The organism is Streptomyces sp. YGL11-2 (assembly GCF_050054615.1).
Taxonomy (GTDB): domain Bacteria; phylum Actinomycetota; class Actinomycetes; order Streptomycetales; family Streptomycetaceae; genus Streptomyces.
The window spans coordinates 21,766-41,965 of record NZ_JBNHIN010000006.1; the positions used below are offsets into that span (position 1 = coordinate 21,766).

Consider the following 20,200-nt stretch of genomic DNA (forward strand, 5'->3'; position numbering starts at 1 on the left):
GGGAGGCGGTCGGATTCGTGTGAGGGGGCGGTCCGCCGCCGGACCGCGCGGCTAGCATCGGTCGTGGGGTCGATCCGGCCCTGTCCGAGTGGGCAAGACAACGAGCAAGGCACCGACCATGGATGCAGATTCCGCTGCTGCGGGCACTCCGAGCGGTGATGCGGGCACTCCGAGTGGCGAGGGGATCAGCCTGCGGCAGTTGCTGATGGCACTCGGGGAGCCGTTGGTGACGTTGCAGGCGGCGCCGGTGGGGCTGGACGTGGTGATCCGGAGTGTGGCGCTGCTGGATCCGGAGGATCCGGCGGTGGCGCGGGCCGGGGAGCTGGTGCTGGCGATCGGGGCGCGCGGGCGGGCGGCGTTTCCGGCGCTGCGGGCCGGGGGGCGGGACGGGGCCGCGGCGGTGGCGGTCAAGCTGGATACGCCGGAGCAGGCGGCGGCGCTGCGGGAGACCGCCGTGGAGGCGGGGGTGGCGCTGCTGTCCGTACGGGCCGACGCGCGCTGGGACCAGGTGGACGCGCTGGCGCGGGCGGCGCTGGAGGACGTGGCGTCGGGGCGCAACGGGGAGGGCGGGGAAGAGGGGGACCTGTTCGCGCTGGCGCAGACGACGGCGGTGCTGACCGGGGGGATCGTCAGCATCGAGGACGTGGCGAACCGGGTACTGGCCTACTCCCGGTCGGCCGACTCCGCGGAGGTCGACGATCTGCGGCGGCTGTCGATCCTGGGGTGGCAGGGGCCGGAGCCGTATCTCGCGCGGCTGCGGAAGTGGGGGGTGTTCCAGCGGCTGCGGGCCTCCGACGACGTGATCCAGATCGAGAGCCATCCGGAGCTGGGCATCCGCCGGCGGCTGGCGGTGGCGATCCGGGCCGGGGAGCGGCAGCTGGGGACGATCTGGGTGCAGGAGGGGTCGACGCCGCTGAGCGAGCGGGCGGAGCAGGCGCTGACCGGGGCGGCGCGGGTGGCGGCGCTGCATCTGGTGCGGCGCCGGCGGGAGCTGTCCGCGGATGTGACGCTGACCCGGACGCTGTCGGCGGGGCTGCTGGACGGGAGTACGGGGCCGCAGCCGCTGGCGGCGCATGTGGGGCTGGACGTGGCGCGGCCGGCCGTGGTGCTGGGGTTCTCGTACGGGGCCGCCGGGGCGCCCGAGTCGGAGCTGACCCGGGCCGAGGTCGGCAACCTGATCTCGGTGCACACCGCGGCGCGGCACCGCAGCGCCCTGGTCACCCAGGCCGACGGGCGGATCTATGTGCTGCTGCCGCAGCTGCCGCGGAGCATCGACATCGGGACGCTGCGCGGGTGGGGGCAGGAGATCGCGGACGCGGCGCGGCGCCATCTGGGGCTGGAGCTGCGCGGTTCGGTGGGCTGTGTTGTACCGGACCTGGGCGGGGTGCCGGAGTCGCGACGGGAGGCGGACCGGATCCTGGACGCGATGGTGAGCGCGGGGGTCGGCACCGCCGTCGCGGCGCTGCCGGACATCCAGGCCGAGGTGCTGGTGAGCGAGGTGCTGGCGCTGATCTCCGCGCATCGGGACCTGAGGGATCCGCGGTTGAGCGCGCTGCTGGCGCACGACCGGCGGCACCAGGGGCGGTTGGCGGAGTCGGTCCTCGCGTATCTGAACGCGTTCGGGGACGTGCGGGCGGCGGCCGAGCATCTGCATGTGCACCCGAACACGCTGCGGTACCGGATCCGGCGGGCGGAGGCGCTGACCGGAATCGATCTGAGCCGGCCGGATCAGCGGCTGCTGGCGATGCTCCAGCTGCGGCTGCCGGGGGAGGGGTGAACGGTGTCGCGCAGTGGTGCCGGGTGGCCCCCCGTACGCCCTGCTCCGCCCCCGTACGCCCCGGCTCCCGGGCGCCGATTCTCCTAGAATGAGCATGGTGTTTGCGCCACTGGGGCAATGGTCTGCAACGGGCTGGCGATGAGATGACCTCGGAGACGGACCGGCCGGAGCGGCCGGGCGACGGGGCGGGCGACAGGGTGGGCGACGGCGGGGACCGGGCGGCCTGGGACATGGCCACGGCGGCCGTGGCCGAACTGGACGCGCGGGGGACGGTGGTCGCCTGGACGCGGGCGGCGGAGCGGCTGCTGGGGTATCCCGCGGGTGAGGTGCTGGGGCGCGGCGCGGTGGAGCTGCTGGCCGTGGCGGGCGATGCGGCGCGGGCGGCGGCGGTGGCGCGGTGGTGCCGGGCGGGGGACGGCTGGAGCGGGTCGGTGGCGGTGCGCCACCGGGACGGCCGCGCGGTGCAGCTGGCGGTGCAGGTGTCCCGGGTGACCGGCATCGCGGAGGCCGGTACGGAAGGCGCCGGTACGGCGGACGACGGTGAGCCCGATGACGGCGCGGGCCGCGGCGCCGAGCGGTGGGCGGTGCTGGCGCTGGAGGAGTGGCGGGTGCCGGGGGGTGGGGTGAACCAGCTGATGCTGGAGCCGTTCCTGGCACAGGCGCCGGTCGGGATGGCCGTCCTGGACACCGAGCTGCGCTATGTCTGGGTCAACGACGTGCTGGAGCGGCTGATACCGCTGGAGCGGCGGCTGGGGCGGACCGTCGGGGAGGTGCTGCCGCCGGAGGAGGCGGCGGCGTTCGACGAGCGGATGACGCGGGTGCTGGCGACCGGGGTGCCGGTGATGGACTACGAGTTCCGCAGCCCCACCTACGAGGACCCGACGCAGGAGCGGGCCTATTCCGCGTCGTTCTTCCGGCTGGCCGGCCCGCACCGCCGGAAGGTCGGGATCTGGTACATGGTCATCGACGTCACCGAGCGCTGGCGCGCCCAGGAGCGGTTGGCGCTGCTGAACGACGCCAGCGCCCGGATCGGCAGCACGCTGGACGTGACGCGGACCGCGCAGGAGCTGGCCGACGTGGCGGTGCCGGCGCTGGCCGACTTCGCCACCGTCGATCTGCTGGACTCGGTGCTCCGCGGCGAGGAGCCGGTGCCGGGGCCGGTCGACAGTACGCCGACGATGCGGCGGTCGGGGCAGCGGTCGGTCCGCGAGGGGTGCCCGGAGGCGGGGCCGGCGGTGGGGGAGGCGGTGCAGCGGGCGCCGTCGTCGGCGGTGGCGCGCTGTCTGCTGTCGGGGGAGTCGGTGGTGGAGTCGCAGTTGGCCGCCGGCAGTTCCTGGGTGACCGAGGATCCGCAACGGGCCGATGTCGTACGGGAATTCGGGTTCCGGTCGATGATGGTGGCGCCGGTGCGGGCCCGGGGCATCACGCTCGGCGCGGCGACGTTCGTACGGTCCCGGCGGCTGGGGCCGTTCGCGGCGGACGACGTCCGGCTCGCCGAGGAGCTGGTCGCGCGGGCCGCCGTGTGCATCGACAACGCCCGGCGGTTCACCCGCGAGCGCACCGCGGCCCGGATGATGCAGCGCAGCCTGCTGCCGCACGCGCTGGCCGGCGGCTCCGCGCTGGACGTGGCGTCGTGGTACTACCCGGCGGACGCGCCGAGCGGGGTGGGCGGCGACTGGTTCGACGTCATCCCGCTGTCGGGGGCGCGGGTCGCGCTGGTCGTCGGGGACGTGGTCGGGCACGGCATCGACGCCGCGGCCACCATGGGGCGGCTGCGGACGGCCGTGCGGACGCTGGCCAACCTGGACCTGCCGCCCGACGAACTGCTGGCCAGGCTCGACGACTTGGTCATCGGGCTCATGGAGACCCGGCGCGACGGCGGGTCGGCGGCCGGCGAGGACGACGGCACCCCGGCCACCCCCATGGGGTTCATGGGCGCCACCTGCCTCTACGCGGTCTACGACCCGGTCAGCAGGCGCTGCACGATGGCCCGCGCCGGCCATCTGCCGCCCGCGATCGTCGCCCCGGACGGCACCGTGGCGTTTCCGGACCTGCCCGCCGGACCGCCGCTCGGCCTGGGCGCGCTGCCCTTCGAACCGGCCGAACTGGAGCTGGCCGAGGGCAGTTTGCTGGCGCTCTACACCAACGGCCTGCTGCAGACCGGCGATCGGGACATCGGTCTCGGGATGTCCCGGCTGAGCCGGGCACTGGCGGCGCCCGGGGCGACGCTGGAGGAGGTCGGCCGGAACGTGGTGGCGGCGCTGCTGACCGGGCCGCCGTCCGACGACGCCGCGCTGCTGCTGGCCCGTACGCACGCGCTCGGCACGGGCCAGGTCGCCTCGTGGGATCTGCCCACCGACCCGGCGGTGGTGGCGCGGGCCCGCGCGCTGGCCGGGCGGCAGCTGTCGGTGTGGGGGATGGAGCCGCTGCTGTTCACCACCGAGCTGGTGGTCAGCGAGCTGGTCACCAACGCCATCCGGCACGGCAGCGGGCCGATCACGCTGCGGCTGATCCGCCAGGACGCGGCCCTCATATGCGAGGTGTTCGACACCGGGAGCACCGCACCGCATCTGCGGCACGCCCGGACCACGGACGAGGGCGGGCGCGGGCTGCTGATCGTCGCGCAGCTGACCCGGCGCTGGGGGACGCGGTTCACGGCGAACGGGAAGATCATCTGGGCGGAGCAGGGGCACCGGGACGCGCTGAAGGACGCCGCGGCCGTCGTGCTGTGAGGGCGCGGCCGGCGCGCTGTGACGCCGCGGCCCGCGTGCCGTGAGGGCGCCGGGGGCGGCGCCCGCCCGCGGCCGGGCGCCGCGCATTGGCCGGTCGGACAGCCCTGACGGCTGAGTTTGTCGGCCCGTACAAATACCTCGCCGCGCGGCGGCACATACGCTTGCGCAAATCCATTCCGGACGTGATGCGGCTCTCACCTCCCAAAAGGAGGCGGAGCACAAGCGCGGAACACGAGGCCACCGCACCGTGCGGGGTCAACGCCAGGACCGCGCCGGCATCCGAAGACCGTGGCTCCGAATGCCGCCGTTTTCTCGCCTGGCATGCCCCTCCGACGAAGTCATGGATATCGAGATGACCTCTCCTCGCCCTGCCCCTGTGGCGTCTCCTCCCACCGACGGCCCGCACAGCGGCCCGGCCGCACCGGACCCCGGTGCCTCCCCGGGCCTGAAGTCCGGCCTCAAGAACCGCCACCTTTCCATGATCGCCGTCGGCGGCGTGATCGGAGCGGGCCTCTTCGTGGGGTCCGGATCGGGCATCGCCGCGGCCGGCCCCGGCATCCTGCTGTCGTACGCGCTGGTGGGCATGCTGGTCGTCTTCGTGATGCGGATGCTCGGGGAGATGGCCGCGGCCAACCCGACCTCCGGGTCCTTCTCCGCGTACGCGGACCGGGCGCTGGGCCGCTGGGCCGGCTTCTCGATCGGCTGGCTGTACTGGTTCTTCTGGGTCGTGGTGCTCGCCGTCGAGGCGACCGCCGGCGCGGCGATCCTCACCAGCTGGGTCCCGGCCGTCCCGCAGTGGGCCTGGGCGCTGATCGTGATGCTCGTCCTGACCGCCTCGAACCTGGCCTCGGTCGCCTCCTTCGGTGAGTTCGAGTTCTGGTTCGCGGGCATCAAGGTCGTCGCCATCGCCTGCTTCATCGTGCTGGGCGGGCTGGCCATCGCCGGTGTACTGCCCGGTACGGGCCACGCCGCGAGCGGCTTCGGCAACCTCACCTCGCACGGCGGCTTCCTGCCGCACGGGCCGAGCGCGATCCTCACCGGTGTCCTGATGGTCGTCTTCTCGTTCATGGGCAGCGAGATCGTCACCCTCGCCGCGGGCGAGTCCGAGGACCCGCGGGGTGCGGTGACCAAGGCCACCAAGAGCGTGATCTGGCGGGTCGGCATCTTCTACCTCGGCTCGATCCTGGTCGTCGTCTCCGTCCTGCCGTGGAACGACCCGTCGATCGTCAAGAAGGGCTCGTACGTCGCCGCCCTGGACGCGATGGGCATCCCGCACGCCGGCCAGTTCATGAACGTCATCGTGCTGACCGCGGTGCTCTCCTGCCTCAACTCCGGCCTCTACACGGCCTCCCGGATGGCGTTCTCGCTCGGGCAGCGCGGCGACGCCCCCCGGTCCTTCGCCCGGACGAGCGCGCGCGGTGTCCCGCAGACGGCGATCCTGGCCTCGGTCGTCTTCGGCTTCGTCGCGGTGGGATTCAACTACCTGTGGCCGAAGACCGTCTTCCAGTTCCTGCTGAACTCGTCGGGCGCGGTCGCGCTCTTCGTCTGGCTCGTCATCTGCTTCTCGCAGCTGCGGATGCGCGGCATCATCCTGCGCGAGAACCCGGAGAAGCTGGTCGTGCGGATGTGGCTGTTCCCGTACCTGACCTGGGTGACGGTCGCGATGATCTCGTTCGTGCTGGCGTACATGCTCACCGACGGCAGCGCCGGCGGCGGACGCATCCAGGTGCTGCTGTCGCTGCTGCTCGCGGTGATCGTGGTCGGCATCTCGCTGGTACGCGACCGGCTGGGCGCCCGCGCGAACCGGGACGCCGTCGCCGGCTAGCCGCCCGTCAACCGCCCGCATCCCGTCCCGGTGGAGCCTCGCGCACCACCGGGACGGCGGTGTGTCGGGGGTGCCCACACCGTGTGAACAGCCGTCCACAGCAAGTGAATTGCCCTGATCTCTGCTTTTGCCTGAATTTTCACGTATGGCCCTTGTTGGGACTATTTGGGCGACGTAGCCTCGGAGATGTCGCGGCCGGAGAGATCCGAATCGCGGATTGGAAACGATGCGGAGGGCCGCGGCGAAAGCTCCGATCACAGGAGGCGGAGATGGCTTTCCGGGTAATCAACCACGGCGGAGGTTGCGGCGGCTGGGGCGGTTGGCGCTTCGGCGGACGCGGCTACGGCGGACGCGGAGGATACTTCTTCGGCGGACGCGGCTACGGTGGACGCGGTGGCTTCTTCGGCGGACGCGGCTATGGCGGACGCGGAGGCTTCGGCGGCCGTGGCGGCCGGTTCTGACCGCACCCCAGAGTTATAGAGGCAGGCCCGCGTCATGGCGCGGGTCCGTCTCATGACCGGGGCCCGTACCGTCCGTAGTTCCCCCATGACGGATCCGCAGTGACGCGGTGACGTGGCGGCCATGCATCTGCGCAGCGCACGCCGCAGTCCAGGGCCGAGGGCGGCCCCCGAACCGCCGCCGACGGCCCAGGGACCCGTGCACCCCGCGCCGGAGGCCGTCCCGCCGCCACCGGAGGCCGTCCCGGACGCGCCGCAGGCAACCGACCTGTCGGCCGACGCCCCGATCCTCACCCGCCACGTGGGCCCCGCGGAGGCGTTCCGCCGCTTCTGGCCGCTGACCCGGGGCGACCGCAAGTGGATGCTGCTGATCGGCCTGTGCGCCGTCATCGCCGCGCTCGCGGAGACGGTGGCGATCCTGCTCTTCGCCCGGCTCACCGACGACGCCCTCCAGAAGGGGTCGGTGAGCGCCTTCTGGACGCCGGCGGGCCAGTGGCTCGCGGTGGCCGTCGTCGGCGCCGTGGTGGGCTATCTGGGCGAATCCCTCGCCGCCTGGACCGCGGAGCGCTTCCTGCTGCGCCTGCGGGCCCGCGTCTTCGCCCACCTCCAGACGCTGCCGCCGCACTTCTTCCAGCGCAACCGCCGCGGCGACCTCGTCGAGCGGCTGACCGGCGACATCGACGCCATCGAACGCCTCGTGGTCTCCGGCCTGCTGGGGGCGTCCACGGCCCTGTTCAGCGCCCTCTTCTACGGCGCCGCGGCGCTCTGGCTGCGGTGGGAGCTGGCGCTCGCCACCTTCGTCGCGGCCCCGATCTTCCTCGCCGCCACCCGCCGCTTCACCAACCGGCTGCGCACGGTCTCGCGCCGGGTGCGCGCGGCGGACGGCGCGGTCACCTCCGTCGTGGAGGAGGCGCTCGGCAACGTCGTGCTCACCCAGGCGTACAACCGGCGGCGCGACGAGGAGGCGCGGCTGGCCCGCGAAGCCGGCCGCTTCCTGCGCGCCTGCGTCACCAGCGCCCGGCTCAACGCGCTCTACGGCCAGCTCACCGAGGTCCTGGAGACGATCTGCGTGCTGGCCGTCATCGGCCTGGGCGCCTGGGAGATCTCCCAGGACCGGATGACCCTCGGCCAGCTGCTCGCCTTCGCCGCGTTCATCGGCTACCTCTACCCGCCGATCCGCTCCCTGGGCAGCCTCGGCCTGACCGCCACCGCCGCGACCGCCGCCGCCGACCGGCTGCTGGAGATCCTCGACGCCGACCCCTCCGTCACCGACCCGCCGCCCTGGGCCACCACCCGCCTCGCGCACCGCGCACGGGGCGCGCTACAGGCCGACCGGATCAGCTTCAGCTACCCCAACTCCCTGCACCGCGCCCTCAGTTCGCTCTCCTTCGCCACCGGCCCCGGCGAGTTCCTGGTCGTCACCGGCCCCAGCGGCGCCGGCAAGTCCACCCTGGCGGCCCTCCTGCTGCGCTTCTACGACCCGGACGCCGGCACCATCCGCCTCGACGGAGTCCCCGTCAACCGCCTCCCGCTCGCCCAGCTCCGCAGCAGCATCACGCTGCTGCCGCAGCAGACCCTGGTCCTCCACGACACCGTGGAACACAACATCGCCTGTGGCCGCGACGACCCCGTCCCGACCCACGACGACGTGGTCAGCGCGGCCCGGGCGGCCGACGCGGACTCCTTCATCACCGCCCTCCCCGACGGCTACGACACCGTCATCGCGCCCGCCACCGCCGGCCTCTCCGGCGGCCAGCTGCAGCGCATCGCCATCGCCCGCGCGATGCTCCGCGACGCCCCCGTGCTGATCCTCGACGAGCCCACCACCGGCCTCGACACCCTCGCCGCGCAGCGCATCCTGACCCCGCTGCACCGCCTGGCCGAGGGCCGCACCACCCTCGTCATCACCCACGACCTGGACCTCGCCGCCGACGCCGACCGGGTCCTCGTCCTCAACCGCGGCCGCCTCGTCGAATCCGGCACGCACCGCCAACTCCTCGCCCGCAGCGGCCTGTACGCGACGCTGTTCGCGGCGTACCCGCAGACGCGGGACGGGGCGGTGCGCTTCCACTGACCGGTTCCCGGGCAACGCGCCGGCCGGCGTCCGGTGTCACCACCCGCCCTGCTCCAGCGACAGCTCGGCCCAGATGATCTTCCCCTCCGGGGTGTAGCGGGTGCCCCAGTTCTGAGTGAGCTGGGAGACGAGGAAGAGGCCGCGGCCGCCCTCGTCCTCGTCGGCGGCGTAGCGCAGGTGCGGGGAGGTGCTGCTGGTGTCGGAGACCTCGCAGATCAGGGTGCGGTCGTAGAGCAGGCGCACATGGATCGGGCCGGTGGCGTAGCGGATGGCGTTGGTGATCAGCTCGCTGATCACCAGCTCGGTGGTGAAGGCCGCCTCCTCCAGGCCCCACACCTCCAGCTGCCCGGTGATCGCGGCCCGGGCGTCCGCGACCGCCGCCGGGTCGGACGGGACGTCCCAGTGCGCGATGCGGTCGGGCCGCAGGACGCGGGTGCGCGCGACGAGCAGGGCGATGTCGTCGCGCTGGCGGTCCGGCAGCAGGGCGGCGAGCACCGCGTCACAGGTCTCGTCGGGCGTCCGGCCGGGCTGCGCGAGAGCGGTGGCGAGCGTGTCGAGCCCGCCGCTGATGTCCCGGTTGCGACCCTCGACGAGGCCGTCGGTGTACAGGGCGAGGCTGCTGCCCTCGGCCAGTTCCAGGTCCACCGCCTCGAACGGCAGACCGCCGAGGCCGAGCGGCGGTCCGGCGGGCACCTCGGGGAACTCCACGGTGCCGTCGGGGCGGACCAGCGCCGGCAGCAGGTGGCCCGCGCGGGACATGCTGCACACCCCGCTGGACGGGTCGTAGATCGCGTACAGGCAGGTGGCGCCGGTGACCACCGCCTCCTCGTTGCCGGTGGCCCCCTCCTGGTCGAGGCGGTTGACCAACTCGTCCAGGTGGCTGAGGAGTTCGTCGGGCGGCAGGTCCAGGGTGGAGAAGTTCTGCACCGCGGTACGCAGCCGGCCCATCGTGGCGGCGGCGTGCAGCCCGTGGCCGACCACGTCCCCGATGACCAGGGCGACACGGGCGCCCGGCAGCGGGATGACGTCGAACCAGTCGCCGCCCACCCCGGTCTGCGCGGGCAGGTAGCGGTGAGCCAGGTCGAGGGCGTTCTGCTCGGGCATGCCGCGCGGCAGCAGGCTGTGCTGGAGGGTGACGGCCATGGCGTGCTCGCGGGTGAAGCGGCGCGCGTTGTCGATGCACACGGCGGCCCGCGCAGCCATCTCCTCGGCCAGTGACAGGTCGCCCTCCTCGAAGAGCGGGGTGTCCTGGGTGCGCCAGAAATTGGCGATCCCCAGAAGGACGCCGCGCGCCTGGAGCGGAACGGTGATCAGGGACCGGCATCCGTGGTTCATCACCTGCCGCAGACGCCCGGAATCCTGGATGAGCCACTCCTCGGCGGCCTCCAGGTCGGAGACGAGCACGGGCTGCCCGGTGACGAAACCGGCGGCCATCGGCGTGATCGCCGGGTACCGGTGCAGCTCGCCGGGCCGGTAGAGGGGACTGTCGTCGCGGATCCCGGCGACCGCCACACGGCGCAGCTCCGGCGCCTCGCGGTACGCCCCCGAGGGCGGCTCCTCGCCGCTGAGGACGGGCTCCGCGAGGTCGACCGTGGCGTAGTCGGCGAACCAGGTCAGCGCGACCTGGGTCAGCTCCTCGGCGGTGCGCCGCACGTCCAGGGTGGTGCCGATGGCCACGCTCGCCTCGTACAGCAGCCGCAGCCGGCTCTGCGCGGACTCCGCCTTGCCCGCCAGGGCCAGCAGCTCGGTGGAGTCCCGCAGCGTGGCCACGCTGCCGGGCGGGCCGCCCCGGCGGTCGGTGGGCCGGTTGTTCACCGCCAGGAGCCGCTCTCCGACCTGGAGCACCTCGTCGGTCGCCGTCCGCCCGGAGACCAGCAGCTCGGTCGTCCGGGGGGCGAGCCCGAGATCGGTGACCCGGCGGCCCTCCACGTCCGAGGCCAGCCCGAGGAGGCGCCGCGCCTCGTCGTTCGCCAGCACCACCCGCCCGTCCGCGTCGACGATCAGCACCCCCTCGCGTACGGCGTGCAGCACCGCGTCGTGGTGCTCGTACATGCGGGTCATCTCCACCGGCCCGAGCCCGTGCGTCTGGCGCCGCAGCCGGCGGCTGGCCAGCGCGGTGCCGGTGGTGGCCAGCGCCAGCGCGGCGGCCCCCGCGGTGAGGACGACCGGTAGCTGCCGGTCGATCGCGCTGCTGACCCGGCTGACCTTGATGCCGGCCGACACCATGCCCACGACCGCGCCCCTGGCGTCCATGACCGGGACCACCACCTGCGCCTCGTGGCCGAGCGGGCCGTACACGCTCTCGGTGGTGATGCGGCCCTGCAGCGACGGCCCGATGGTGCCGACGAAGCGCTTCCCGATCTCCTGCGGCTTGGGGTGCGTGTAGCGGATGCCCTGCCGGTTCATGACGACGATGAAGTCGACCCCGCCTTGCTTGCGCGCGGCCTCGGTCAGCGGCTGGAGCACCTTCGCGGGGTCGGGCCCGCGCATGACGTTCACCAGTCCCGGGCTGTGCGCGAACGCCTCCGCCGCGGCGAGCGAGCGGTCCCGTGCCCCCTGGAACCGGTCGCTGCGGGACTGCACCAGCAACGTGACCACCGCCGCCACGACGAGCAGCACCACGATGAGGATCTGGAGCACGAACATCTGTCCGGCGACGCTGCGGGAGCCCGTCACCGACCGCAGCCGCCGCCCTGCCGGCGACGGCGACCACGAAAAGCGGCCGGATTTTCGGGCCATGCCCCATATGTACCCCGTGCACTATGCGTCCGATACGCACCACGCCGGGATATCGCATGACTGTACGACGTATCGGGGCCGCGCGGGGGGCTGCGGCCACCCGCGCGCGGAACGGGAGGTCGGCTGTCCGGACGGTCGCGCTGTCCGGACGGTCGCGAGGAGCCCGGCCGTTGCCGCCGGCCCCGTCCGTACTGTCCGGCGTCGCCGTGCTACTCCCTGTGTGGGGAGGCCGGGGCGCGGAGGCGGGCGGCCCGGCCGGTCGGGAGCGGGCTGCCGGCGACCGCGCCCATCTGCTCTGGCCTGTTCACGGTTTACGTGGCACCCTGCCGGGCGCCCGTCCCTGGCGGCCCGCGCGCCCTGCAGAGCCGCGGGCCGCCAGGGGCCGCCGGTGAGCCGATGACGTGGACGTCCCGACGCGGACGTCCCGACCGACAAGGAGACGGCTGTGAGCGAACCCCATGGCGGTGAGCGTGAGACCGCATCGCACGAGGAGATCCTCAGGAGGCAGCACGCGGCCCGCGGCCGGAGCGCCATCGATCGCGCGAGGGCCCTCTGCCGCTTCGTGGGGATAGCGGACGACGACGCGCGAGCGGTGCCGACGAGCCCGACCGCGAAGGCGGCCAGCGCGGTGCGCCTGTCGGCTCAGGCGCTCGCGCACGCGTCGGAGCTTCCCCCCGACCCGGCGGCGGACGCCCGTTGTGCGCGAAACGCCGCCGCGGCGGCGGCCGTTGCCGCCAAGGTCGCACAGTCCCACGCGGGCCCCGGCGACCTCGCGGACGCCGCCTACCGCGCCGCCGTCAGCGCCTCCCTGACCGGCGGATACGCGGCAGGGCAACCGGCGATGGGCCGGGACGAGGCGCTGAACCGCAAGGCGGACGCGGACGAGGCGGCGGCCGTCGAGGCGGCCGAGGCGGCGGGCTGGATGTAGGTCGACGGGCGGCAGGGGCGTCGCCGGCGCCGTTCGCGTGCTGGGCGTGACAGCGTCCGACCCGTCGGACAGACCGCTAGAAAAGGACGGCGTCGAGCGACCAGCACTGCCAGCTCATGGCGAAGAGCGCCGTGGCGGATATCAGCGCCATCATCAGGTTCTGCCCCTGCTCGGCCCAGTCGTGGATCATCAGCACGAGGTAGACCAGGTTCAGGGCGAGGCCGGCCACCAGGGCCACGGGGGTCAGCAGTCCGGCGATCAGGCCGAGTCCCAGGGCCAGTTCGGCGTAGGCGACCACGTACGCCATCAGTCGTGGGCGGGGCTTCACGATGCGGTCGAAGCCCTTGCGGACCACCGGCCAGCGGTGCTGGTCGGCGATGCCCGCGGCCCAGGTGATGCCGCCGCCGGCGAACCAGCTCTTCTTGTCCTTGTGCCGCCAGCTCTCCCACCACCACAGCCCGAGGCCGATGCGGAGAACCGCGAACCATTCGGCGCCGGTGAGCCAGATCGTGTGCATACGGGCCGTTCCTCTCAGCTCCGGGGTGGGTGCGACGGGTGTGGCCGCCGACATAACTGATGGGTCGTCAGTTCAGCGGAGGGGTCGCGATCGCGCAAGGGGGCGAGTTGCCGGGCTTCCCTTGTGGTTGCACGGGCGAACCCCTAGCCTCCGCACGAGCAGAACTGATGGTTCGTCAGATTCGCTCGGCGGGACTCACCGGTACGGGAGTTGGGGGTACGGCGTGACCAGCGGAAAGAGCGGCAGTGGAGAGCTTCCGAAGATCATCAGCGTGGACGATCACGTGATCGAGCCGGCGCATCTCTTCGAGACCTGGCTTCCGGGCAGGTACCGCGACCGGGGCCCGAAGCCCTTCACCGCCGGCATCGGCGAGCTGAAGTACGTGGGCGGCAAGTACCGGTTCACCACGGACCCGGACGGCCAGATCACGGACTGGTGGGAGTACGAGGGGCTGCTCTTCCCGTACAAGCGCATCATCGCGGCCGTCGGCTTCTCCCGCGACGAGATGACCCTCGACGGCATCACCCGGGACCAGATGCGGCGCGGCTGCTGGGACCCCGCGGCGCGGCTGGCGGACATGGACGTCAACCACGTCGAGGCGTCGCTCTGCTTCCCGACCTTCCCGCGCTTTTGCGGTCAGACCTTCGCCGAGGCACAGGACAAGGAGGTCGGGCTGGCCTGCGTGCGGGCGTACAACGACTGGATGGTGGAGGAGTGGTGCGGGGACAGCGGCGGCCGGCTCATCCCGCTGTGCCTGATCCCGCTCTGGGACATCGACCTCGCCGTCGCCGAGATCCGGCGCAACGCCGCCCGTGGCGTCCGGGCGGTCACCTTCAGCGAGATCCCGACCTACCTGGGCCTGCCGTCCATCCACTCCGGCTACTGGGACCCGTTCTTCGCGGTCTGCGAGGAGACCGGGACGGTGGTGAACATGCACATCGGGTCGTCGTCGCAGATGCCTGCCGCCTCCCCGGACGCCCCGCCGGCCGTCCAGGCGTCGCTCTCCTTCAACAACGCCATGGCCTCGATGATGGACTTCCTCTTCAGCGGGGTGCTGGTGAGGTTCCCGCGGCTGAAGCTCGCCTACAGCGAGGGGCAGATGGGCTGGATCCCGTACGCCCTGGAGCGGGCCGACGACGTCTGGGAGGAGCACCGGGCGTGGGGCGGGGTGAAGGACCTGGTCCCCGAGCCGCCGTCGACCTACTACTACCGCCAGATCTTCTGCTGCTTCTTCCGCGACCGGCACGGCATCGAGGCGATCGAGACGGTAGGGGTCGACAACGCGACCTTCGAGACCGACTACCCGCACGTCGACTCGACCTGGCCGCACACCAAGGACGTGGCGGCCGACCACGTGGGCAACCTCCCGCGCGACGTGGCCTACAAGCTTCTGCGCGGCAACGCGATTCGTATGCTGGACCTGCCGTTCGACCGTGATCGGGCGGCTGTCTGACCATCGTCCGGGCCGACGTGGGCCGCGATGGGGCGCCGGGGGCGCGGGCCCTCGGCGCGGCGGTTCGCGGACCCGCTGAGAGGCGATCGGATGAGCGACAGCTTAAGTGAGGCCCTGGTCACCCTCGGCCGCGGGTATCTGCGGGACGCCCCCGGTGTGCTGGGGAAGGCGGAGCTGGCGGAACGGTTCCTGAACGCGCGGCTGCGGGACCATCCGCGCCGGCGGGTCGTACGGACGCGGTTCGGCGCCCGGATGGCCGTCGACACACAGGACCTCATCCAGCGCTACATCTACCTGTTCGGCCTCTGGGAGCCGCACCTGACGCACTGGCTCCGGCGCCGGCTGCGCCCCGGCGACACCTTCGTCGACGTCGGCGCCAACATCGGCTACTTCAGCCTGCTGGCCGCACAACTGGTCGGCGAGCGGGGCGGGGTCGTGGCGATCGAGGCGACGCCGGCGTTCCACCGCAGTCTCCGGCGGCACGCCGAGCTGAACGGGCTCACCCGCATCCGCGCGCTCAACGCCGCGGTGTCCGACACCCCGAGGACGCTGACCTTCATCCTCGCCAGCAACCACAACATGGGCGCGGCCAGCATCGTGCCGTACGAGGGGCCGGCCGAGGCCACGTTCGACGTCGAGGCGTACCCGTTACCGGACCTGCTCGCACCGGAGGAGGTCGCCGCGGCCCGGGTGATCAAGATCGATGTGGAGGGCGCGGAGGGCGCGGTCGTACGGGGGTTGAAGCCGCTGCTGCCACGGCTGCGGCCGGACGCCGAGATCACGGTGGAGGTCACCCCCGAGCGGATGGAGCGGCTGGGGGACTCGGTCGGGGAGCTGATGGAGACGATGCGGGAGCACGGGTTCCACGCCTACCGGCTGACGAACAGCTACGCCGCGGGCAGCTACCCGGCGGCGGTGCGCGGGTCGGTGGCCGCCCCGGTGCGCTGGCGGGGGCCGGTCGTCGAGGAGAGCGATCTGGTCTTCTCGCGGGTGGACGCCGAGGAGCTGCCGTAGCGGCCGGCGGCGGCCGGTATGCCCGTACGCGCCGCGCCATCCGGTACCGGTCCCTCCCCTCGTGGGGACCGCTACCGGATGGCACAGGCGACGTCGATCCGCGCCGCGGTGGCGTGGATCGCGGACGGCCGGATCCGTGGTCGACGTGAGCGGTCCGCAGGGGACCGGCGCCATGGAACCCTCGGCTTCGTGAGCCGAGACGTCACCACCGGGTCATGACTCCGGAGGCGGTGGCCGAGAACACGTGTGGGGGGCGTGTTTCCGAATACTGAGCCGCTGGCCCCTCCGGGTCGTTCCCGGTGGGGTGCCGCTGAGCTGCGATCCTGCCAGCTGCGGCCCCGGCCGAGGAGGTTCCGGTTTCGGGCCCCCTGCTTCGCCGCAGGTCAGCCGGTTAAGGTGAGTTTTCCGGTCCGGATGTACAGGTGCGGGGGAGTAAAGGGGTGGAGACCTTGAGTTCCGACTCAGGGGCACGCACAGCCTTCGCGGAACGTCTTGCGCTGCTCTACAAAGAGGCGGGAAACCCGCCGCTCAAGCAGGTGGCCGAGGCGGTCGTCCGGCTCTCGCGGGTCGACGAACGAGGGCGCCCGGTGCGGGTGTCCGTGCAGCGGATCAGCGACTGGCGGCGGGCCAGGAACGTGCCCGCACAGTTCGCCGCCCTCGCCGCGGTGCTGCATGTCCTGATTCCCCAGGCGCGGCGCCAGCGGCCCGTTCCGGTGTCCGCGGGCCTCTACGACGTGGCCCACTGGCAGCGGCTGTGGGAGCGCGCGGTCGCCGGCCCGGTGGGTGACCGCGCCGCGCCCTCCGGACAGGAGGAGGAAGGCCCGCCGGCCGATGCCCCGGCCGTTCCCGGTGTGTGCCCGTACCGGGGGCTGGCCTCGTACCGCCGGCAGGACGCCCGGTGGTTCTTCGGCCGGGAGCGGAGCACGGAGGCCCTCGTCGCCCAGCTGCGCGCCGCGGAGAAGACGGGCGGCCTGGTCATGCTGGTGGGCGCCTCGGGGGCGGGCAAGTCCTCCCTGCTGAACGCCGGTCTGGTGCCCGCGTTGCAGAGCGGTGCTCTCGGCGATGACGGGGACGGCCAGGGGAGGGAGGTGCTCCAGCTCGTGCCGGGAGGCGACCCCCTCGGGGAGTTGGGCCGCCGGATCCCCGAACTCGCCCCCGTCATCGCCGCGGCGGCCGAGCAGCCCGGTACCCCGCCCGACCCGCACGCGGTGCGGGAGGCCACCACGGCATGGGCGCGGCGCGGGACGCCGTCCGCCGCCCTTCCGGTCCTGCTCGTGGACCAGTTCGAGGAGGCGTTCACCCTCTGCTCCGACGAGGCGGCCCGCCGTACCTTCATCCAGCTCCTGCACGCCGCCTGCACACCCGCCGACCCGGGCGACCCGGCCCCGGTGCTCGTCATCCTGGGCATACGGGCCGACTTCTACGAGCAGTGCCTCGGCCATCCCGAACTGGCCGACGCCCTCCAGCACCGGCACATGGTGCTGGGACCGCTGACCGCCGCGGAGCTGCGCGAGGCGGTGAGCGGCCCGGCCAAGGCCGTGGGCCTGGAACTCGAACCGGGGCTCGCGGAGCTGATCGTCCGTGAAGTGAGCGCCGACGGCCCCGGCGGGGCACACGACGCGGGGGTGCTGCCGCTCCTCTCCCACGCTCTGCTCGCCACCTGGCAGCGGCGGAAGGCGGGGCGGCTGACGCTGGCCGGCTACCGTGCGGCGGGCGGCATCCAGGGGGCGGTGGCGGCGACCGCCGAGCGGGCCTGGTCCGGCCTCGACCCGACGGGGCGCACGGCCGCGCGGCTGCTCCTGCTGAGGCTCGTCCGGCTCGGCGAGGACACCCAGGCCACCCGCCGGCGGGGGACGCGGCGCCAGCTGGCGGAGGAGTCGACCGACCCCGGCAAAACGGAGGAATCGCTCGAAGCGCTGGTGCACGCCCGCCTGGTGACGCTCGACGCGGAGGCCGTGGAGATCACCCATGAAGCGCTGCTGCACGCCTGGCCGCGGCTGCGCGACTGGATCGACGAGGACCGCAACGGCAACCTGCTGCGGCAGCGGCTGGAGGAGGACGGCCGGGCCTGGGAGGGCTCGCACCGCGACCCGTCCCTGCTCTACCGCGGTTCCCGTCTGGAACAGGCCCGCACCTGGGCGGAGTCCGCCGGCGACACCTTCCTCACCCGCAGCGCGGTGGAATTCCTGGCCGCCTCGGTCCGGCTGCGCCGGCGCACGGTCTGGCTCAGCCGCGGCGCGGTGGCGGCGCTGGTCGTCATGGCGATGCTGGCCGCCGGCGCGGCCGTGGTCGCGTGGCAGCAGCGGGACGACACCGTCTTCGAGCAGGTGCTCGCCGAAGCCGACCGCGCCCAGTACACCGACCCGTCCCTGTCCGCGCAGCTCGACCTGGTGGCACATCGCCTGCGGCCCGGCGACCAGGGCACCGACAACCGCCTGATCTCGATCGTGAACGCGCCGCTGGCCACGCCGCTGGCGGGCCACACCGGCGCCGTCTACCTCACCTCGTTCAGCCCGAACGGGCGGCTCCTGGCCACCGCCAGCTACGACCGGACCGTCCGGCTGTGGGACGTGTCCGACCGGGCGCGCCCCAAACCCCTGGGCACGCCCCTCACCGGCCACACGAGCTGGGTGAGTACCGCGGTCTTCAGCCCCGACGGCACCACCCTCGCCAGCGCCTCGGACGACGGCACCATCCGGCTCTGGGACGTACGGGACCCGTACCACCCTCGCCCGCTCGGAGCCCCGGTCACCGGCCACGACGGCACGATCTACCTGCTCGCCTTCAGCCCGGACGGGCACACGCTGGCCGCCGCCGCCGAGGACCACACCGTCCGCCTGTGGGACGTGGGCGACCCGCGCCGGCCGGCCCCGCTCGGCGCGCCGCTCACCGGCCCCACCGCCGCGGTGCGCTCCGTGGCGTTCAGCCCCGACGGCCGGACGCTGGCGGCCGGCGGCGATGACGCCGCGATCAGGCTGTGGGACGTGGCCGACCGGAGCGCTCCCCAGCCGGTCGACACGGTGCTGACCGGCCACACGGCCACCGTGCACTCCGTGGCGTTCAGCCCGGACGGCCGGACGCTGGCCAGCGGCAGCGCGGACAACACCCTCCGCCTCTGGAGCACCGCCGACCCACGTCACCCGGCGGCGATCGGCGCGCCGCTCACCGCCCACACCGGGCCCCTGTGGTCCGTGGCCTTCAGCCCCGACGGGAACATGCTCGCCGCGGGCAGCGCGGACAGCACCGCGAGCCTGTGGAACGTCAGCGACCCGGCCTACCCGTCGCAGGTCGGCGAGTCCCTCGCCGGCGGCAGCGGCGAGATGTACGCGGTGGGCTTCAGCCCCGACGGGCGGACCCTCGCCACGGGGAGCGGCGACAGCAAGGTGCGGCTGTGGTCGATGCCGACGTCGAACATGGTCGGCCGGATCGGCGCGTTCCGCCCGGACGGCCGGGTGCTCGCCACCGCCGCCCCCGACCGGAAGGTCCGGCTGTGGAACGTGCAGACGCCCAACCGGCCGGTGGCGCTGGGCGAGCCGTTCCTGCCGGGGCAGGGCAACGTCTACGCGCTGGCGTTCTCCCCCGACGGCCGCACCCTCGCGGTGCGCACGGGAAGCCCCCGCCCCGCGGTGCAGCTGTGGAACGTCACCGACCCGGCCCGACCGGTCCCCTACGGGCCGCCCCTCCCGCTGCCGATCCGCTTCGCGGGCCCCGACACCGTGGCGTTCAGCCCGGACGGCCGCACCCTGGCGACCGCCTACGACGACTACACCGTCCGACTGTGGAACGTCGAAGCCCCGGCCCGCCCCCGTCCGCTCGGTCCCCTCCTCACCGGCCACAAGGGCTATGTCAACACCCTCGTCTTCAGCCCGGACGGCCGGACGCTCGCCAGTGGCAGCGCGGACGACACCATCCGCCTCTGGAACACCGCCGACCCGGCGCACGCCACCCTGCTCGGCACGCCGCTCACCGGCCACCTGGGACCCGTCAACGTGCTCGCCTTCAGTCCGGACGGCCGGACCCTGGCCAGCGGCAGCGCGGACGACACCGTCCGCCTCTGGAACACCGCCGCCCCGGGCAGGGCGACCCGGCTGGGCTCCCCCCTCACCGGCCACACCGAAGAGGTCGTGTCACTGACGTTCAGCAAGGACGGCCGCACCCTGGCGAGCGGCGGCAACGACAACACGGTCCGGTTCTGGAACGTCGCGGCCCCCGACCGGGCCGCACCCATCGGCCAGGCCGCGAGCCCCAGCGCCAAGACGGGCAACTTCCTGGCGTTCAGCCCCCAGAGCCACATGCTGGGGGTGTCGAGCGGCGCGGGCACCGTCCGGCTGTGGAGCCTGGACACGGACACGGCGATCCGCCGCATCTGCTCCACCACGCGGGGCGTGCTGACGCCGGACAAGTGGCATGAGTACCTGCCCCATCTCTCGTACGAGCCCCCGTGCGACGGGTGACGAAGCCGGGGTCCGGCCCTCGCTGGACGTGACCCCGGTCACAACTTCGCCCCGCAATGCGGCAGCTGACTCCCGTCACGCAGGCAGCCTTGCTAGGGTTGATCACAGCCCGATCGCTGGTGCATCCCCCGTCGCCAGCGATCGGGCCTTTTTCTGCCCGCACCGCCCTCGCCACCGCCCACGAACTCCCCGTCGGGCCAACCCGACCAGGGGACTTACCGGGGCACTC

10 protein-coding genes are annotated in these 20,200 nt (G+C 73.3%); 8 read left to right on the top strand and 2 right to left on the bottom strand.

The features are described from left to right. The first annotated feature begins 118 nt into the window (after nt 1-118). The 4 genes from ACO1BR_RS09170 to ACO1BR_RS09185 all read left to right on the top strand — a co-directional run bounded on the left by ACO1BR_RS09170 (nt 119) and on the right by ACO1BR_RS09185 (nt 8,866). Entirely contained in the window at nt 119-1,777 is a 1,659-nt protein-coding gene (locus ACO1BR_RS09170) for a helix-turn-helix domain-containing protein (RefSeq protein ID WP_426794532.1), read from the top strand. Between the two features lie 143 nt (nt 1,778-1,920). Beyond that, complete coding sequence (locus tag ACO1BR_RS09175; RefSeq protein ID WP_426794533.1) at nt 1,921-4,509, top strand: SpoIIE family protein phosphatase; 2,589 nt, start codon at nt 1,921-1,923, stop codon at nt 4,507-4,509. Nucleotides 4,510-4,861: 352 nt separating this feature from the next. Further along, nucleotides 4,862-6,334 (top strand): amino acid permease, encoded by a 1,473-nt coding sequence (locus ACO1BR_RS09180; protein WP_426794534.1) that lies wholly within the window; start codon nt 4,862-4,864, stop codon nt 6,332-6,334. Between the two features lie 582 nt (nt 6,335-6,916). Further along, the gene (locus ACO1BR_RS09185; protein ID WP_426794535.1) at nt 6,917-8,866 is read left to right on the top strand and encodes an ABC transporter ATP-binding protein; all 1,950 of its coding nucleotides are present in this window, start codon (nt 6,917-6,919) and stop codon (nt 8,864-8,866) included. Between the two features lie 36 nt (nt 8,867-8,902). Here ACO1BR_RS09185 and ACO1BR_RS09190 read toward each other — a convergent pair whose 3' ends face one another. Then, a complete protein-coding gene (locus tag ACO1BR_RS09190; protein WP_426794536.1) occupies nt 8,903-11,605 on the bottom strand; it encodes a SpoIIE family protein phosphatase in 2,703 nt (900 codons plus the stop codon). Between the two features lie 445 nt (nt 11,606-12,050). Here ACO1BR_RS09190 and ACO1BR_RS09195 point away from each other — a divergent pair, with 445 nt between their 5' ends. Next, nucleotides 12,051-12,533, top strand: coding sequence for a hypothetical protein (locus ACO1BR_RS09195; RefSeq protein WP_426794537.1), 483 nt, complete (start codon nt 12,051-12,053; stop codon nt 12,531-12,533). Between the two features lie 76 nt (nt 12,534-12,609). Here ACO1BR_RS09195 and ACO1BR_RS09200 read toward each other — a convergent pair whose 3' ends face one another. Then, nucleotides 12,610-13,050 (bottom strand): DoxX family protein, encoded by a 441-nt coding sequence (locus ACO1BR_RS09200; RefSeq protein WP_426794538.1) that lies wholly within the window; start codon nt 13,048-13,050, stop codon nt 12,610-12,612. 223 nt (nt 13,051-13,273) lie between these two features. Here ACO1BR_RS09200 and ACO1BR_RS09205 point away from each other — a divergent pair, with 223 nt between their 5' ends. From ACO1BR_RS09205 to ACO1BR_RS09215, 3 genes are all read left to right on the top strand, one after another. Further along, complete coding sequence (locus ACO1BR_RS09205) at nt 13,274-14,503, top strand: amidohydrolase family protein (protein WP_426794539.1); 1,230 nt, start codon at nt 13,274-13,276, stop codon at nt 14,501-14,503. A 90-nt stretch (nt 14,504-14,593) separates the two neighbouring features. Continuing rightward, nucleotides 14,594-15,517, top strand: coding sequence for an FkbM family methyltransferase (locus ACO1BR_RS09210; protein WP_426794540.1), 924 nt, complete (start codon nt 14,594-14,596; stop codon nt 15,515-15,517). Between the two features lie 440 nt (nt 15,518-15,957). Beyond that, the gene (locus ACO1BR_RS09215) at nt 15,958-19,971 is read left to right on the top strand and encodes a hypothetical protein (protein WP_426794541.1); all 4,014 of its coding nucleotides are present in this window, start codon (nt 15,958-15,960) and stop codon (nt 19,969-19,971) included. The last annotated feature ends 229 nt before the right edge of the window (nt 19,972-20,200 follow it).

Excerpts from the sequence above, each read along its gene's own strand:
- ACO1BR_RS09170 (WP_426794532.1), top strand. The coding sequence starts at position 119 with ATGGATGCAGATTCCGCTGCTGCGGGCACTCCGAGCGGTGATGCGGGC.
- ACO1BR_RS09175 (WP_426794533.1), top strand. The coding sequence starts at position 1,921 with ATGACCTCGGAGACGGACCGGCCGGAGCGGCCGGGCGACGGGGCGGGC.
- ACO1BR_RS09180 (WP_426794534.1), top strand. The coding sequence starts at position 4,862 with ATGACCTCTCCTCGCCCTGCCCCTGTGGCGTCTCCTCCCACCGACGGC.
- ACO1BR_RS09185 (WP_426794535.1), top strand. The coding sequence starts at position 6,917 with ATGCATCTGCGCAGCGCACGCCGCAGTCCAGGGCCGAGGGCGGCCCCC.
- ACO1BR_RS09190 (WP_426794536.1), bottom strand. The coding sequence starts at position 11,605 with ATGGCCCGAAAATCCGGCCGCTTTTCGTGGTCGCCGTCGCCGGCAGGG.
- ACO1BR_RS09200 (WP_426794538.1), bottom strand. The coding sequence starts at position 13,050 with ATGCACACGATCTGGCTCACCGGCGCCGAATGGTTCGCGGTTCTCCGC.
- ACO1BR_RS09210 (WP_426794540.1), top strand. The coding sequence starts at position 14,594 with ATGAGCGACAGCTTAAGTGAGGCCCTGGTCACCCTCGGCCGCGGGTAT.